This window comes from Pseudidiomarina homiensis, assembly GCF_003987225.1.
Classification (GTDB): domain Bacteria; phylum Pseudomonadota; class Gammaproteobacteria; order Enterobacterales; family Alteromonadaceae; genus Pseudidiomarina; species Pseudidiomarina homiensis.
Window position 1 is genome coordinate 556,927 of sequence record NZ_PIPX01000001.1, and the last position, 15,839, is coordinate 572,765.

Annotated in this window: 10 protein-coding genes; all 10 read left to right on the forward strand. The window is 48.5% G+C overall.

Annotation, left to right across the window (positions count from 1 at the left end; genetic code table 11):
* The first annotated feature begins 1 nt into the window (after window position 1).
* Window positions 2-478, forward strand: coding sequence for a GAF domain-containing protein (locus tag CWI70_RS02640; RefSeq protein WP_126770313.1), 477 nt, complete (start codon window positions 2-4; stop codon window positions 476-478).
* Window positions 471-761: a hypothetical protein gene (locus CWI70_RS02645; protein ID WP_126770315.1), complete on the forward strand. Its 291-nt coding sequence runs from the start codon at window positions 471-473 to the stop codon at window positions 759-761. Before CWI70_RS02640 ends, CWI70_RS02645 begins: the two co-directional genes overlap by 8 nt.
* The gene (gene proQ, locus CWI70_RS02650) at window positions 754-1,398 is read left to right on the forward strand and encodes an RNA chaperone ProQ (protein WP_126770317.1); all 645 of its coding nucleotides are present in this window, start codon (window positions 754-756) and stop codon (window positions 1,396-1,398) included. The genes CWI70_RS02645 and proQ overlap by 8 nt, the downstream gene beginning before the upstream one ends.
* A gap of 4 nt (window positions 1,399-1,402) precedes the next feature.
* Window positions 1,403-3,466 carry a carboxy terminal-processing peptidase gene (gene prc, locus CWI70_RS02655; RefSeq protein WP_126770319.1) on the forward strand — a complete coding sequence of 688 codons (2,064 nt, stop codon included), beginning with the start codon at window positions 1,403-1,405 and terminating at the stop codon, window positions 3,464-3,466.
* A 111-nt stretch (window positions 3,467-3,577) separates the two neighbouring features.
* Entirely contained in the window at window positions 3,578-4,954 is a 1,377-nt protein-coding gene (locus tag CWI70_RS02660; RefSeq protein WP_126770321.1) for a sodium-dependent transporter, read from the forward strand.
* A gap of 47 nt (window positions 4,955-5,001) precedes the next feature.
* The gene (gene nhaC / locus CWI70_RS02665; protein ID WP_126770323.1) at window positions 5,002-6,480 is read left to right on the forward strand and encodes a Na+/H+ antiporter NhaC; all 1,479 of its coding nucleotides are present in this window, start codon (window positions 5,002-5,004) and stop codon (window positions 6,478-6,480) included.
* A 32-nt stretch (window positions 6,481-6,512) separates the two neighbouring features.
* On the forward strand, window positions 6,513-9,125 hold the full coding sequence (gene pepN / locus CWI70_RS02670) for an aminopeptidase N (RefSeq protein WP_126772649.1): 2,613 nt from the start codon (window positions 6,513-6,515) through the stop codon (window positions 9,123-9,125).
* Between the two features lie 199 nt (window positions 9,126-9,324).
* The gene (locus CWI70_RS02675) at window positions 9,325-14,166 is read left to right on the forward strand and encodes an NAD-glutamate dehydrogenase (RefSeq protein WP_126770325.1); all 4,842 of its coding nucleotides are present in this window, start codon (window positions 9,325-9,327) and stop codon (window positions 14,164-14,166) included.
* Window positions 14,163-15,176 (forward strand): quinone-dependent dihydroorotate dehydrogenase, encoded by a 1,014-nt coding sequence (locus CWI70_RS02680; protein ID WP_126770327.1) that lies wholly within the window; start codon window positions 14,163-14,165, stop codon window positions 15,174-15,176. Before CWI70_RS02675 ends, CWI70_RS02680 begins: the two co-directional genes overlap by 4 nt.
* A gap of 79 nt (window positions 15,177-15,255) precedes the next feature.
* Window positions 15,256-15,807 carry a cell division protein ZapC domain-containing protein gene (locus CWI70_RS02685; RefSeq protein WP_126770328.1) on the forward strand — a complete coding sequence of 184 codons (552 nt, stop codon included), beginning with the start codon at window positions 15,256-15,258 and terminating at the stop codon, window positions 15,805-15,807.
* Window positions 15,808-15,839 lie beyond the last annotated feature (32 nt).

Consider the following 15,839-nt stretch of genomic DNA (forward strand, 5'->3'; position numbering starts at 1 on the left):
TATGAGTCGTACCGATTATTCATTGTTGCTTGCGCAAGCGCAGGCGATTACCGCCGGCGAAGAAGACTTGATCGCCAATTTAAGCAACTTGTCCGCACTTGTTTATGAAGCGCTGGAAGATGTGAACTGGGTTGGGTTTTACCTGACTCGTGAACCTAATAAGCTTGTACTTGGTCCGTTTCAAGGCAAAGTCGCGTGTTTGCGTATAGACTTTGGAAAAGGTGTTTGTGGAGCGGCTGCGAGCACGCAAACAGCTCAACGGGTAGAAGATGTACACGAATTTCCAGGCCACATTGCGTGTGATAGTGCATCGAACTCTGAAGTTGTCGTGCCGCTAATCGTAGACGGGAAGGTGGTTGGTGTTTTCGACCTTGATAGCCCAATTGTAGGTCGATTCAGTGAAGATGACGCGGCCGCGTTAAGCAAACTTGGACGTTTTATTGAAACACTCAATTGGTCGTCGCTCACCCATGTATAGTGAATTTGACATTTATACCTATTTAGTCAGTCATAGTGACATGGCTTTTTTTGAAGATGATGCCGACGAAGCCGTCGATCAAATGAACGAGATGTTGCATTATATTCACGCTTATAGTGAAGAAAGTGATACCCTCGATAGTTTAGAAGAAGTAGTACGCCGCACCTTGTTTGATTGGATTGAGAACCCCGATCTTTTGGGACTCGACAGTGATGAAATGCAAGCGTACATAATGGAGCAATTAGCTGACGCGCGTCAGCAGGAAAGCGATGATGATGAGTGAAGTAAAGAAGTTAACGAATAATAAAGAAGTTTTAGCTTACCTAGCGGCAAAATTTCCCGCCTGTTTCTCACTCGACGGCGATGCTAAGCCGCTTAAGATTGGTATTTTCGAGGAGCTCGCGCAACGTTTAGAAGATGACGAAAGCGTTAGCAAAACGCGTTTACGGACTGCGTTGCGCCACTATACGAATTCATGGCGTTATTTACGCGCGATGAAGGCGGGCGGTCAACGGATAGACTTAGACGGTAACGAAGTAGGTGCGGTCGAAGAAGAGCATCAAAGCCACGCCGCCGAGGCTCTTGCAGAATCTCAAGCTGCAGCCGCAGAGCGCAAGAAAAAAGCGCAAGCCGAACAACGCGCCGCAGCACCGAAACGCGACAAAACGTCGAAACCAAAGTTAACCTCTAAACCAAAAACAGCTCCCAAACGTAAACCGAAAAAGGCACCACAGCCAAAATTACAGGCAGCACAAGGCGACGATTTAAAAGTGGGTCAAAAGGTGCAAGTGAAGGCCGGCAAACAGCCTGTTGCAGGTGAAATCATTGAACGCGATAGGAATGATGTAGTGGTGCAACTTCATAATGGTTTAACGGTCAAAGTTGCAACAGACGCCATCTTTGTCGCAAAGCAGGAGTAGTCGTATGGCTCAATTAGCGCTCAAGAAAATAGCTCTCTCGGTAACCCTTAGCTTAGGCTTAGCTGGCACCGCTGTTGCAGTGCCACCTGCACACGATGTCGATGAACTGCCAGAACTTAAGCAAGAAGAACAGCACAGTGTCGTCAGTCAACGCGTAACCACTTATTTTACGCGCTACCATTTTAAAAATATGGAACTCGACAACGAACTGTCCGAGCGCATTCTTGACCGCTACTTGGAAATGCTCGACTACAATAAAATGATTTTTCTGCGTGAAGATATCGAGCAAGCAGCCGAATATAAGCACTTGTTCGACGATATGATTCACGCCGGTAAATTGAGCCCAGCGTATGCGCTATTCGATAAGGCGCTTAAGCGTAACTATGAGCGTTATGAGTACGCCCTGAGCCTGCTTGATCAAGAAAAGCCTTTTGATTTCAGCTTAGCTGGCGATCGCTACCACTATGACCGCGAAGATGCAGAGTGGGCCGCTTCCAAAGACGAACTTAATGAATTATGGCGGCAACGTGTAAAGTATGACGCTCTTAACTTAACCATGACAGGCAAAGAGTGGCCTGACGTCGTAGATACGCTCGAAAAGCGCTACAACAACGCCTTAAAACGCTTAACGCAAACCAATAGTGAAGATGTTTTTCAAACCGTGATGAATGCGTTTGCACGTAGTGTTGAAGCGCACACTAGCTATTTATCACCGGCAAACTCTGAGCGTTTCGAACAGAATATGAACCTCTCCCTTGAGGGCATTGGTGCTGTTCTGCAATCTGATTACGATTATACCGTTATCAGAAGCTTAGTCCCTGGTGGACCAGCCGATAAAAATGGCAATATCGCTCCTGACGACCGTGTTGTTGGCGTCGCTCAAGGTGCTGATGAGGACGCCGAATTTACCGATATTATCGGTTGGCGTCTGGACGAAGTCGTCGAGCTCATTAAAGGCCCTAAAGGTTCAACGGTGCAGTTGCAGGTTTTAAAGGCTGATCAATCAGCGAGCTCGGCCCCCAAAGTCGTCAAGATCGTGCGTGACGAAGTTAAACTTGAGGATCGCGCGGCTAAAGTAGAGGTCAAAACAATGGAGGAGGGTCCTTACAAAGGGCGCTCGCTCGGCGTTATTACCGTACCAAGCTTCTACCACAATGTGAGTGAAGACGTTAAACAACTCATTACCGAGTCCGAAGAGGCCGGTGCTGAGGGTATCATTATGGACTTACGCACCAACGGTGGTGGGAGTCTTCAAGAAGCGATTCGCTTGACCGGATTATTTATTGATTCTGGTCCCGTTGTGCAGGTTGCAGACGGTAGTGGTCGTCGTGAAGTCAATGGCGATCGGGATGACACAACCTATTACAATGGTCCGTTGGTAGTGATGATCGACCGTTACAGCGCTTCGGCGTCAGAGATCTTCGCCGCAGCAATGCAAGATTACGAACGTGCGCTGATTGTTGGTGAAAACACCTATGGTAAAGGAACTGTGCAACAGCACCGAGGGTTACAGCGACGCTTTGACTTCTTCGATGAACCATTAGGAAGCGTGCAGTACACCATCGCCAAATTCTACCGCATCAACGGTGGCAGTACACAGCTTAAAGGCGTGGCCCCAGACATCACTTTCCCGACCGTGACAGATGTTGACGAGTTCGGTGAGAGTAGTCTTGAAAACGCGCTCCCGTGGGACAAACTTGAGACGGCTGACTACCAGTCAGTAAATCTTCTCGCTGAAGAGAAACTGCAGGAACTACGTCAGCTGAGCCAGCAGAATATCGCAGCTAATCCAGAGTTTAACTACGTTATGGAAGATGCAGCCGAATACCGTCGTGAGAAAGAGAAAACCTGGGTCAGCTTAGTTTTGGCAGAGCGCGAAGCTGAGCAAGAGGCCGATGAAGAAAAGCGCCTCGCGCGCATGAACGAGCGTCTTCAACGCGCCGGCTTTGAACCGGTTGAAAAGCTTGAAGATGTACCAGAAGCCTTTGAGCAGCCAGATCCGTACTTAAATGAAACGTTGGTACTGAGTTTCGAGCTCATCGATACAATGAAGATTGCCATGCAATAAAATGCATCGCTTAGCCCAAAAAGCCGCCCGAGGCGGCTTTTTTGTGGCATCCTATAAAGAAGTAAAAGCCCAAGCAATAATAATAATAATAACACTACGGAACACTTGGTTATGACAGTTCAAAAAGCAATTGCCAGCCGTTGGTCGAGCCGGATGGCCTTCATTCTTGCCTCCACCGCTGCCGCGGTCGGTCTCGGAAATATTTGGAAATTCCCTTATATAACCGGCGAAAATGGTGGCGGAGCCTTCGTTTTAGTTTACCTACTGTGCATTGCCGCAATTGGCATTCCAATCATGATGGCTGAGATTATCATTGGCCGCCGTGGCAGACACAGTCCCGGTATTGCCGCACGAAAAGTAGCACTTGAGTCTGGCCGTAGCTCGACATGGCAGCTGACCGGTTGGGTCGGCATGGCGACTGGCTTTTTAGTCTTAAGCTTTTATGCAGTTATCGCAGGATGGGCGGCAGCCTATGTTTACGAGGCGGCAAGTGGGCACTTCGTTGGGCAAGACGTTGCCACTATCAAGTCCATGTTTGGCTCGTTAGTAAGTTCACCTGCAAGACTAACGTTTTGGCATGCCGTGATCTTGATCGGGGTAACGTTAGTGGTCGGTAAGGGCTTAAAGGATGGGCTCGAACGCACCGTTCGTTGGATGTTGCCCATTATGGTCGCGTTATTGGTCGCTATCGCAATCTATGCGGCAATGATCGGAGATTTTGGCGCTGCGCTCAGTTTTATGTTCGCCCCAAATTTTGCTGACCTCACTCTCAATGGCGTGTTACTCGCATTGGGACACGCCTTTTTCTCTTTGGGCTTAGCCTCGGGCGTTGTCATTATGTACGGTGCTTATTTACCGCGCGAAACCTCTGTCGTACAAACGACTCTATGGGTTGCCATGGCAGATACAGTGGTCGCACTATTAGCTGGTTTCGCAATATTTCCTATTGTATTTGGCAGTCAACTGACGCCCGAAGCAGGTCCAGGACTTATTTTTCAAACACTTCCAGTAGCCTTTAGCGGCATGCCGGGTGGTGTTTTCATCGGTACCTTGTTCTTCGTTATGCTCGTCATCGCAGCGTTCACTTCCGCAATCGCTATGATCGAGTCCGCCGTGGCATTTTTACAAGAAAAGTTCGATTGGGGCAGGTGGCGTGCTACCATCACCGCGGTCTTGACCCTGTGGCTACTGGGACAACTCACGATTTACTCTTTTGCTGGAGCAGCGTGGACCCAACTCGATTGGAGCGTCCCCGGCAAGACCTTAGCTAGCTGGTTTGATGTGATTGATTATGCAACAGGTTCAATACTGTTGCCGTTGGGTGGATTATTGCTCGCGATTTTTAGTGGCTGGGTCATGACACGGTCAGCCAGCCAAGATGAGCTGAACACACATCCGATGATCTTCCGCCTTTGGCTTTGGATGGTGCGTTGGTTCGCGCCCGTTGTTATCGTGATCATTTTCTTGCAGCTCATCGGTGTATTTTAAGCCACGCGACGACTGATTTTCTGCTGAACTAATTTGAGAAACTAATTATGCGAAACCAATCTTATTCAGCCTTTAAAGAGCCGAGTCTTTTACAGGCCGCGTTGCCTTTAGTAGTGCTTATTGTAGCACTCGCCAGTTCGGTCTATTTATTTGGCGAGGACTCGTCTTATGGACCGAATCAAATAGCATTATGGGTCGCTGGTGGTGTTGCTGTTATTATCGGCTTCGTTAATAACTACCGTTGGGAAGACCTCGAAGAGGGCATAAAAGAGGGGATTTCGGTTGCCCTGGGTGCTTTACTGATCATTTTAGCAGTAGGCTCATTAATCGGTACGTGGCTACTCTCAGGTACCGTACCTACGATGATTTACTATGGCTTAGAGCTACTTAATCCAAGTTGGTTTTACGCTGCTAGCGCCTTGATCTGTGGCATTATCGCCTTGGCCATAGGTAGCTCATGGACCACCGCAGCGACCATTGGTGTCGCCTTAATGGGCGTCGCTGCTGGGATGGGGCTGTCGCCAGCCATCACCGCTGGTGCCGTGGTTTCCGGTGCTTATTTCGGCGACAAAATGTCACCGCTTTCAGACACCACTAACTTAGCCCCCGCAGTCGCAGGAACTGAGCTCTTCGCGCATATTCGCTACATGTTCTACACCGCTGGACCTGCCTACCTTATCGCTCTTGTGCTATTCGCAATTCTTGGTTTGAATACCGACATCAATGCTAGTGTCGTGCAATTAGAGCGGATGCAACTTGAGATTTCCAACGCCTATAACATTGGCTGGGAAATGTTAGTTCCTCTCTTGGTCCTACTCGCTCTAGCCGCAACACGTAAACCAGCATTGCCAACGGTATTTTTTGGTGCTTTGCTTGGCGGTCTATGGGCAGTTCTCTTCCAAGGCGATGTCATTTCACGTTTGGCCGGCGATGACTCCGCGGTCGCGTCGCTGAAAATGGTATGGTTGGCGCTAACAGATGGCATCACTGTTGAAACCGGAAATAGTGAACTCGACTCACTATTAAGTGGTGGCGGTATGTCCAGCATGCTCAATACCGTATGGCTCATTTTAAGTGCGATGGCATTTGGTGCCGTGGTTGAGAAGATTGGCTTACTGCAACGCCTTATTTCCGGAGTACTTGGTTTCGCTAAGTCTACCGGCAATTTGATAGCAGCGACTTTGTTTACTTGTTTCGGTGCCAATTTGTTAACGGCTGATCAGTACATGGCCATCGTTATTCCGGGAAGAATGTTCCGCGAAGAGTACGAGAATCGAGGCCTCGATGCTCGAGTTCTATCTCGTACTCTCGAAGACAGTGGTACGTTGACATCAGCGCTGATCCCCTGGAATACCTGCGGGGCATTTATGATGGGAACGTTAGCTATAAGCCCGCTTGAGTATGCGCCTTTTGCTTTCTTTAACTGGCTCACACCGCTGGTTGCCATGTTCTACGGCTATACCGGCATTCGTATTCTCCGCCGTGACACTCAGCACGCCGCAGTAGCGCCTGCGCACACGAACTAAAGTAAGACAGAAGTAGGGGCTTTATGGCCGATATGACAACCCAGAAAACCGCAAAATTCCGGAGTGATTATCGCACTCCGGCATTCACCATTGATACCGTAGATCTCGATTTTCACTTGCATGACAGTACCACTCGCGTCGTCGCAGTAATGCGCGTACGGCGATTGAGTGCAGGGCCACTTGAGCTCGATGGCGAGCAACTACAGTTACGTCGCATAGCGATCGACGGAAGCGAGCTTGCAACCGCCGATTATGAGCTAACAGCGACACAGTTACGCATGGCTGATGTTCCAGATAACTTCGAACTCACCATCGAAACTGAAATCAATCCAAGTGCTAATAGTGCCTTAGAAGGGTTGTACAAATCTGGTGGAGCCTTTTGTACCCAATGTGAAGCAGAAGGCTTTCGTCGCATCACTTATTACCTTGATCGACCCGACGTATTAGCGATTTTTACGACGACCGTGCGTGCCGATGCAGAAACGTATCCATATTTATTAAGTAATGGAAACCTCCAGCGTAAAGGCACACTCGACAATGGTGAACATTTTGCCACTTGGCATGACCCGCACCCGAAGCCAGCGTATTTGTTCGCCCTGGTTGCTGGTGACTTTGATCGCCTGCATGATCATTACACCACTATGGAAGGCCGCGAAGTATTACTAGAGCTCTTTGTTGATAAAGGCAACTTGGCGCGCGCCGGATACGCTATGCAGTCCTTAAAAAAAGCGATGAAATGGGACGAAGAGCGGTTTGGTCTCGCTTATGACCTCGATCGCTACATGATCGTCGCAGTTGATTTTTTCAACATGGGCGCCATGGAAAATAAAGGACTTAATATATTTAATTCCAAATATGTTCTAGCCGACACTGCAACGGCCACTGATTGGGATTTTATTCACGTCGAGTCAGTTATCGGTCACGAGTATTTTCACAATTGGACCGGTAATCGCATCACCTGCCGTGACTGGTTTCAGCTAAGCCTAAAAGAGGGGCTTACAGTGTTCCGTGACCAAGAATTTAGTTCTGATCTTGGTTCACGTGCCGTGCATCGAATCGATGCAATTCGCGTGATGCGAAGCCATCAATTTAATGAAGACGCTAGCCCGATGGCGCATCCGATTCGGCCGGATAAAGTTGTCGAGATGAATAACTTTTACACCGTTACGGTTTACAACAAAGGTGCTGAAGTTATTCGTATGCTGCATACTTTCCTCGGCGAGCAAGGCTTTCAAGCGGGCATGCGGTGCTATCGTGAGCGTCACGATGGCCAAGCCGTTACATGCGAAGATTTTGTTGCTGCGATGGAAACTGCGAATGACACCGACCTCGCGCAATTTCGCCGTTGGTACAGTCAAGCGGGAACACCGACACTCACGATTACAGAAGACTACGACGCCGCACAAAAAAGCCTAACCATAAAGGTGCAACAACACACGCCGAGCACGCCCGGGCAAATCGACAAACAGCCGGTTGTTATCCCGTTGCTATTCAGTCTCTATAACGCCGCTGGGCAACGTCTATCAGTGACACATGAACATGTACAGCGACATGAGTCAGGGAGTGAACTCTGGGTAGTTAACCAAGCAACCGCAACGCTCACATTGACTGACGTCAATGAACGACCTGTGATTGCCTGGTTGGAAAACTTTAGCGCGCCTGTGAAAATCGAGAGAAATGTCGATTTAAGCGTTTACACCACGTTACTCGCCCACGCGGAACAAGAAGTGACCCGTTGGGAAGCAGCGCAACAAATGTATTTGCACGTGTTATTAGCTGGCGTTCGTCAACAAGGGCAGATAGACCTTCCGCAGGCGTTAATCGAAGCGTTACGGCACGCACTGCACGCAGCTTTAGATAACGCATTAAAAGCCCTTATTTTCACCCCTCCAAGTGCGGAAGAGCTGGTTGAATACTTTCAAGAAGATGCTCCGCTTGAAGCTATTGGCAAGGCGGTACAGCAACTTCGTGATGCCCTTGCAGAACATCTGGAAGATGATTTTGCTAAGGTTTATCATAGCCTTACCGCTGATGAGAAGGATCTTAGTGCGCAAGCGATGGCAGTGCGGGCCATGCAGAATCGCTGCCTTTACTATTTAGCCGTTGCCACGCCGCAAGATTATGCTCCTAAAGTATTGCAGCAAGCCACGCAAGGGCAAAGTATGACCTTGCAACAAGCAGCCTTAGAGTTTGCCGTTCATTTGGACTTACCGAATCATCAGCAAGCACTTGGGCAATTTGAACAACAGTGGCAAGAAACCCCGTTGGTGATGGATAAGTGGTTCGCCGCGCAAGCAAGTGCCCCGCAACCGGAAACCGTTGAACGTGTTGCTATGCTACTTGAGCACGACAAGTTTAGCTTGCGCAACCCCAATCGGGTATACGCACTGGTGGCCACCTTTTGCCGTAATAGTCTTTGTTTTCACCGGGCAGACGGACAAGGCTATCAGCTCGTGTTGCGCATAATTAAGCAATTGAACACGCTCAATCCACAGGTAGCTGCTCGTCTCATTACGCCGTTTTTGCAATGGCGGCGCTACGATGAAAAGCGCCAAGAACTGCTTAAGAACTGCTTGTTAGAGCTTCAGCAAATGGATAATCTAGCAAGTGACCTTGCTGAAAAAGTGAACAATGCTTTAGCCTAGCAAGCTAACAAGTTCCAATAATCATGCATAAAGCTATCATATTCATGTTCAGGCCACGTCAGCCGTGGTCTGAACACTGATTTTTCCTGTTTATTATCATTGAATAGCGCGGCTAAATGTCCGACAATAAAGGCTATTGGAAAAATCTGTGACAGTTCACAGTATTGTTCTACCTCAATAGGTTACAAGGATACTTAGCATGAACTCCGTTGGCGACAGCCAGACCCCCGTTATTCTGCAGAAAGTGGCCGCGCTCATTCAGCAACGAGCGACCGACCGCGCTGATATCATCCAAGACTTTGCCCTCCGTATGTTCCGCAATGTAGCGCCAGATGAACTTGCGCAGCGTAATGATAGTGATTTGTATGGTGCCATAATGGGGTTATGGCACAGCTTCAACGATTATCGCCCAGGCGAAAAAGCGTTGATTAAAGTTTACAACCCTGAAGTCGCGCGCCATGGTTGGGAGTCAGCGCATACCATTATCGAGATCATCCAAAGTGACATGCCATTTATGGTCGATTCCATTCGGATGGCATTATCACGCATGGGGATTAACTCGCATTTGTTACTGCATCTACCATTGAGCCATGAGCGAGATGGCGAGCAGCGGATTGCTAAGCTATTAAAGCCGGGTACGCGTGGTGACAACGAAGTTGATACTGTATTCCTTATCGAAATTGACCGCCAAACCAGCAAAGATGCGATCGCCCAATTAAAGCGCGAATTAGCGTCGGTCATGGATGACGTAACCTATTCAGTAACCGACTGGCAAGCCATGCGTGAGCGTATGGAGCACGTTGCCGAAGAGTTGAGTAACATCAATTATCCTGGCGACGCAAAAGAGTTGAAAGAGGCGCAACGCTTCCTCAAGTGGCTCGCAAAAGATAACTTCACGCTTATGGGCTATCGTCGTTACGACCTAAAAGCGGTAGAAGGTGACTACGTTATTCGCCAACAGGCAGATTCAAGTCTTGGTCTTATGCGAAAATCGGCAACCAACAAAGAAAGGTTAGTTTCATCGCTGCCCGAAGTAGCTCGTGATCTCACCTTTGACAATACCTTGCTGTTAGTTACCAAAACGAATTCAAAATCGCGTGTGCACCGTCCAGCTTACAGCGATTACATCGGTGTGAAGCGCTTCGATAAGAACGGTAAAGTTATTGGTGAAGATCGCTTTATTGGTTTGTATTCAAGTAGCTTCTACAACAATAGCGCGCGCGATGTGCCGCTAGTGGGTGAAAAAGTTAAGCGTGTCATGGATGCCTCAGGCTTTGCACCTAACTCGCATGCTGCGAAGGCCTTGCTAAATATCCTAGAAACTTACCCACGTGATGAAGTGGTTCAAGCAAGCGAAGATGATTTGCTTGATGTTGGGGTTGGCGTATTGCAAATGCAAGAACGCGATATGACACGGGTTTTCGTGCGGCGTGATATTTTTGGCCGCTTTGCATCGTGCATGGTGTATGTGCCGAAAGAGCGTTACAACACTTTATTACGGCAAAAAACCCAGAGCATCCTTGCTACTACTCTTAATAGTAAGTACGACGTTGAATTTACCACTTACTTTTCCGAATCCGCACTTGCCCGCACCCACTACACGGTGCGTATTGGCGAGAACGTACAGGACATCGACGTGAAAGAACTCGAACAGAATTTAGTTGAAGCCGCACGCACCTGGGAAGACAATTTTGAGCGCATTTTACGCAGCACCTTTGGTGAGGCAAAAGCGAATGCGCTGAACAAGAAATATGCGAATGCGTTCCCTCGCGCCTATAAAGAAGAAGTGCTGCCGTCAGTTGCAATAGCCGATATTCAACAATTAGAAGCACTCGATAAAGATCACAAACTAGGCATGTTGTTCTATCGTTCACGAGAAGAGAACGAGCAGAGTAAACGCATTCGTCTCAAGCTCTTCCATAAAGATGAGCCGATTCATTTGTCTGACGTACTGCCGATGCTGGAAAACTTTGGTTTACGCATCATTGGCGAGAGTCCATATCAGATCAAGGCCACAAATGGCGAAGTATTCTGGGTGCTCGATTTCCAGATGTTGCATAGCAATGCGACTTTAGACCTCGAAGCCAGCCGTGATTTATTCCAAGATGCATTTGCCAAAGTGTGGTCTGGGCATTATGAAGATGACGGCTTTAACCGCCTCGTCTTGAGCGCCGGATTGACTGGCCGCCAAGTCATTATTCTGCGGATGTTTGCCAAGTACATGCGGCAAATTGGTACAACCTTTAGTCAAAGTTATATTGAGAGTACCTTTAGTAAGTACCCAGTCATTGCAACCTTGATCGTCAAGCTCTTCTACAGCAAATTTGAGCCTGGCACGAAAAGTCGTAGCAAGAAAATTGAAGCACTGGAAACACGCATTACCAGTGAACTTGATAACGTCGCGAATCTCGATGACGACCGCATTATTCGGCGTTATGTCGAGCTGATTTTGGCAGCCTTACGCACCAACTTCTTCCAAAACGATGCCCAAGGTAACGAAAAGCCATATATCTCAGTGAAGTTTATGCCTGAGAAAGTTCCGGAGATGCCACTACCGTTGCCGAAGTACGAGATTTTCGTTTACTCGCCACGTGTTGAAGGTGTGCATTTGCGCGGTGGTAAAGTTGCTCGTGGTGGCTTGCGTTGGTCAGACCGCCGTGAAGACTTCCGTACCGAAGTTTTAGGCTTGGTTAAAGCGCAGCAAGTGAAGAACACCGTGATTGTTCCTGTCGGCGCGAAAGGGGGCTTTTTCTGTAAGCAACTTCCCGAAGAACGTGAAGCCTTCTTCGAAGAAGGCAAAGAATGTTATCGCACCTTCATTCGTGCTTTGCTGGATATTACCGACAACATTGTCGACGGTGAAGTCGTACCGCCAGTTGACGTTGTTCGTCACGACGAAGATGACACCTATCTGGTGGTGGCAGCTGACAAGGGCACCGCGACGTTCTCGGATATCGCCAATGGTATTTCGCAAGATTATAACTTCTGGCTGGGCGATGCCTTTGCTTCAGGTGGTTCGGTTGGTTATGACCATAAGAAAATGGGGATTACCGCACGCGGTGCTTGGGAGTCGGTGAAGCGGCACTTCCGTGAAATTGGTATCGACTGCCAAAACACTGAATTTACTGCTGTGGGCATCGGTGATATGGCTGGTGACGTGTTCGGTAACGGTATGTTGTTGTCGAAACACACGCGTTTGATCGCTGCCTTCAACCACATGCATATTTTCCTTGATCCTGAGCCAAATGCGAAGAAGAGCTACGCCGAGCGTGAGCGGTTATTTAAGCTGCCACGTTCATCGTGGGAAGACTATGATAGCTCACTTATTTCTAGCGGCGGCGGTATCTTCTCACGGAGTGCCAAGGCCATTGAGCTGACGTCAGAAATGAAGAAGCTATTCGGTACGCAGAAAAAATCGATGACGCCAACCGATATGATTCGCGCCATCTTGATGCTACCGGTTGATTTACTCTGGAACGGTGGTATCGGCACTTACGTGAAATCAACCAAAGAGAGCGATAGTGACGTTGGCGACCGTGCCAATGATGCGCTTCGCGTGAATGGTAAAGAATTACGTGCCAAGATTGTGGGCGAGGGCGGTAACTTAGGCCTAACCCAACTTGGTCGCATTGAGTACGCTGGTAACGGCGGTCGTATTAATACCGATGCTATCGATAACGTAGGCGGTGTCGACTGCTCGGATAACGAAGTTAATATCAAAATCTTGCTCAACGGTTTGGTTGCACAAGGCGAGTTAACTCGTAAGCAACGCGATCAATTGTTGTACGACATGACCGATGAAGTATCACAAATTGTCTTGAAAGACTGTCATCGTCAATCGCAATCAATTTCCGTTACCGCATTACGTGGAGCGGACCAAGTTAAAGAACTGCAGCGTTTTATTCATCACCTTGAACGTGAAGGCCAACTTAACCGCGCCCTTGAGTTCCTGCCTGATGATGACGAGTTAGCGGAACGCCAAGCCAATGGCAAGGGCTTCACACGCCCAGAATTAGCGGTAATTACTGCTTACGGCAAGATGGTATTGAAAGAAGAGTTGCTAGACGATGCGGTCATGGCTGACCCATTCCATGCGCGCTCGTTGATCAATGCTTTCCCGAAACCGTTACAAGAACCGTACGCAGAAGCAATGCAGGCGCACCCGCTGCGCGCTCAAATCATCGCAACACGTTTGGCGAATAACATCGTTAACGATATGGGGCCTAATTTTGTCTTCCGTAAAATGGATGCGACCGGCTCGACAGCCGCAGAAGTTGCTGCAGCTTATGTTGTTGCGCGTGAATGTTTTAACTTACGTGGTTTGATGGAACAGATCGAAGCAGGTAACAATAAAATTCCTGCAGATATTCAGAATCAAATGTTGTTCCAGCTACGTCGCGTTGTGCGCCGTGCCACACGATGGTTCCTGCGTCACCGTCGTCCAGAGCTCACGACCATTCAAGAGCAGTTGGACTTCTATCAGGGAGCGTTTAACGACTTACGTAAGAATGTTCTAAGTTACTTGGTTGCAGACGAGCGCACCGGCATTGAAAAAGAAATTGAGCGGTTGACCAACACCGGAGTCCCGGCCAAATTAGCTGAGCAAATTGCGATTCTGTCGACGCTGTTCTCCGCATTGGATATTGCCGATATCGTCCATGAAACCAAACGTAAGGTGGGTAGTGCTGCCAACGCCTATTTCCACTTAGGCGCTGCGGTATCATTGCATTGGTTCCTTGACCAAATCAACTCACAGCCTGTCGATAATCATTGGCAAGCCTTAGCCCGCGCGGCCTTCCGTGAAGAGCTTGATTGGCAACAGCGGTCGCTAACATTGAGTATGCTCAAAGGTGGTGATCCGAAAACTGATGGTATTGATGTGCTACAAGCATGGTTGGATGAAAATCGCGCCTATGTGGATCGTTGGCTGCATATGCTGTCTGATTTCCGCACAACCAAAACCCACGAGTTTGCCAAGTTCTCAGTTGCCTTACGTGAACTGATGTTGTTGAACCACAACTGCACAGCGGTGAATGTGTGAGTCTCTACGGCGCAGCACGTTGGTGCTTGTTCCGTTTAGACGCGGAGCAAGCACACGATCACTCGATGCGCATACTGCATAAGTATGCGCATACGCCTTTGGCCGCGGTTTGGCGGCAAAAAGTTGCGGCCAAACCCGTCACCGTTATGGGTATCGAGTTTCCGAACCCAGTTGGTCTAGCTGCAGGTTTAGATAAGAACGCAGAGTGTATTGATGCCTTTGCGCAAATGGGTTTTGGTTTCATTGAGGTCGGTACAGTCACGCCACGTCCGCAACCTGGGAACCCAAAGCCACGGTTATTCCGGATTCCGCAAAAAGAAGCCATCATTAATCGTATGGGCTTCAACAACCACGGTGTTGACTACCTTGTCGAGCAAGTTAAACAGTCTCGCTTTAAAGGTGTACTTGGCATCAATATTGGTAAAAATAAAGATACCCCTGAGGACCAAGCCGCAAACGACTATATTACCTGCATGCGTAAAGTCTATCCGTACGCGAGCTATATAACCGTGAATATTTCGTCACCCAATACTCCAGGGCTGCGCGCATTCCAGCACGGTGAAGCGTTAAATGCTTTACTTTCAGCGCTGAAGAAAGAACAAGCTGCTTTGACCACCAAGCATGAGCGTTATGTGCCTTTAGCCGTAAAAATCGCACCGGATGTGAGTTCAGAAGAACTCCAAGCAATGGCGCAAGCATTTGTTAAACATGAAATCGATGCCGTCATCGCAACGAATACCACGTTGAGCCGAAATGCGGTGCAGGGCTTACCTTATGCCGATGAGGTAGGGGGCTTGAGTGGCGCTGTACTCTTCGAGGACAGCACGCGAATAGTCCGAGAGCTGTCAGGATTTTTACAGAATAAAGTTCCAATTATCGCCGTTGGCGGCATTGACTCGTATGCTGCAGCACGAGCGAAACTAGCTGCCGGCGCAAGCTTAGTTCAGGTGTACACTGGCTTTATCTACCATGGGCCAAAACTTATCGCTGATATCGTGAATAACTTGTAATTAACTGCGTTCTTAGCTATGTTAAGGCGCAGTTAAGCATTATAAAAATCACAATAAGCGTTAACAGAAGGGGCTTTTCGTGCACGCATCGCAGCATTGGCGCTGGATCTATGATCCTGAGACGCAACAGCTATCGGTAGAACTCGATCACGGGTTAGTGCACAAGTGTCCTTATAAAAAATCACGCCTCATTCCAATGAATCCACTACACGCAGCTTTTACCATGGAAGATGCGACCTGTTTTCAAGAATTCTACGACGTACTCAGCGCCTACGAACTATGGGATCCGATGATGCTGACCCAAGCAGCGCTTAACCGCACCATTCTTGAACGCTTTGGCCGCCCTCAAATGCCGCAAAGTTGGTATTTTCAAAGCTGCACCAAGGCGCCCAATTACGAACTTGAGGTGGGGGCATTGGTAGAATTGAATTCAGGAATTGAAACGGCGGTATTTGCCATCACAGCAATCGATGATGAATTTGCCGAATGTATGTTGCTAAGTAGCTCGATGACACTGTCTGAAGTTAAAGAGATGCAACAGTTTGATTCAGTGAAAGTATTACGCAATCGACTGCAACCTAGTCATTATCTTCAACTCAACCTTGATGACGAGCATTTACGCCACGCCTGATTCGAGGCTCTTATGTTGCGGACATTTTCCTA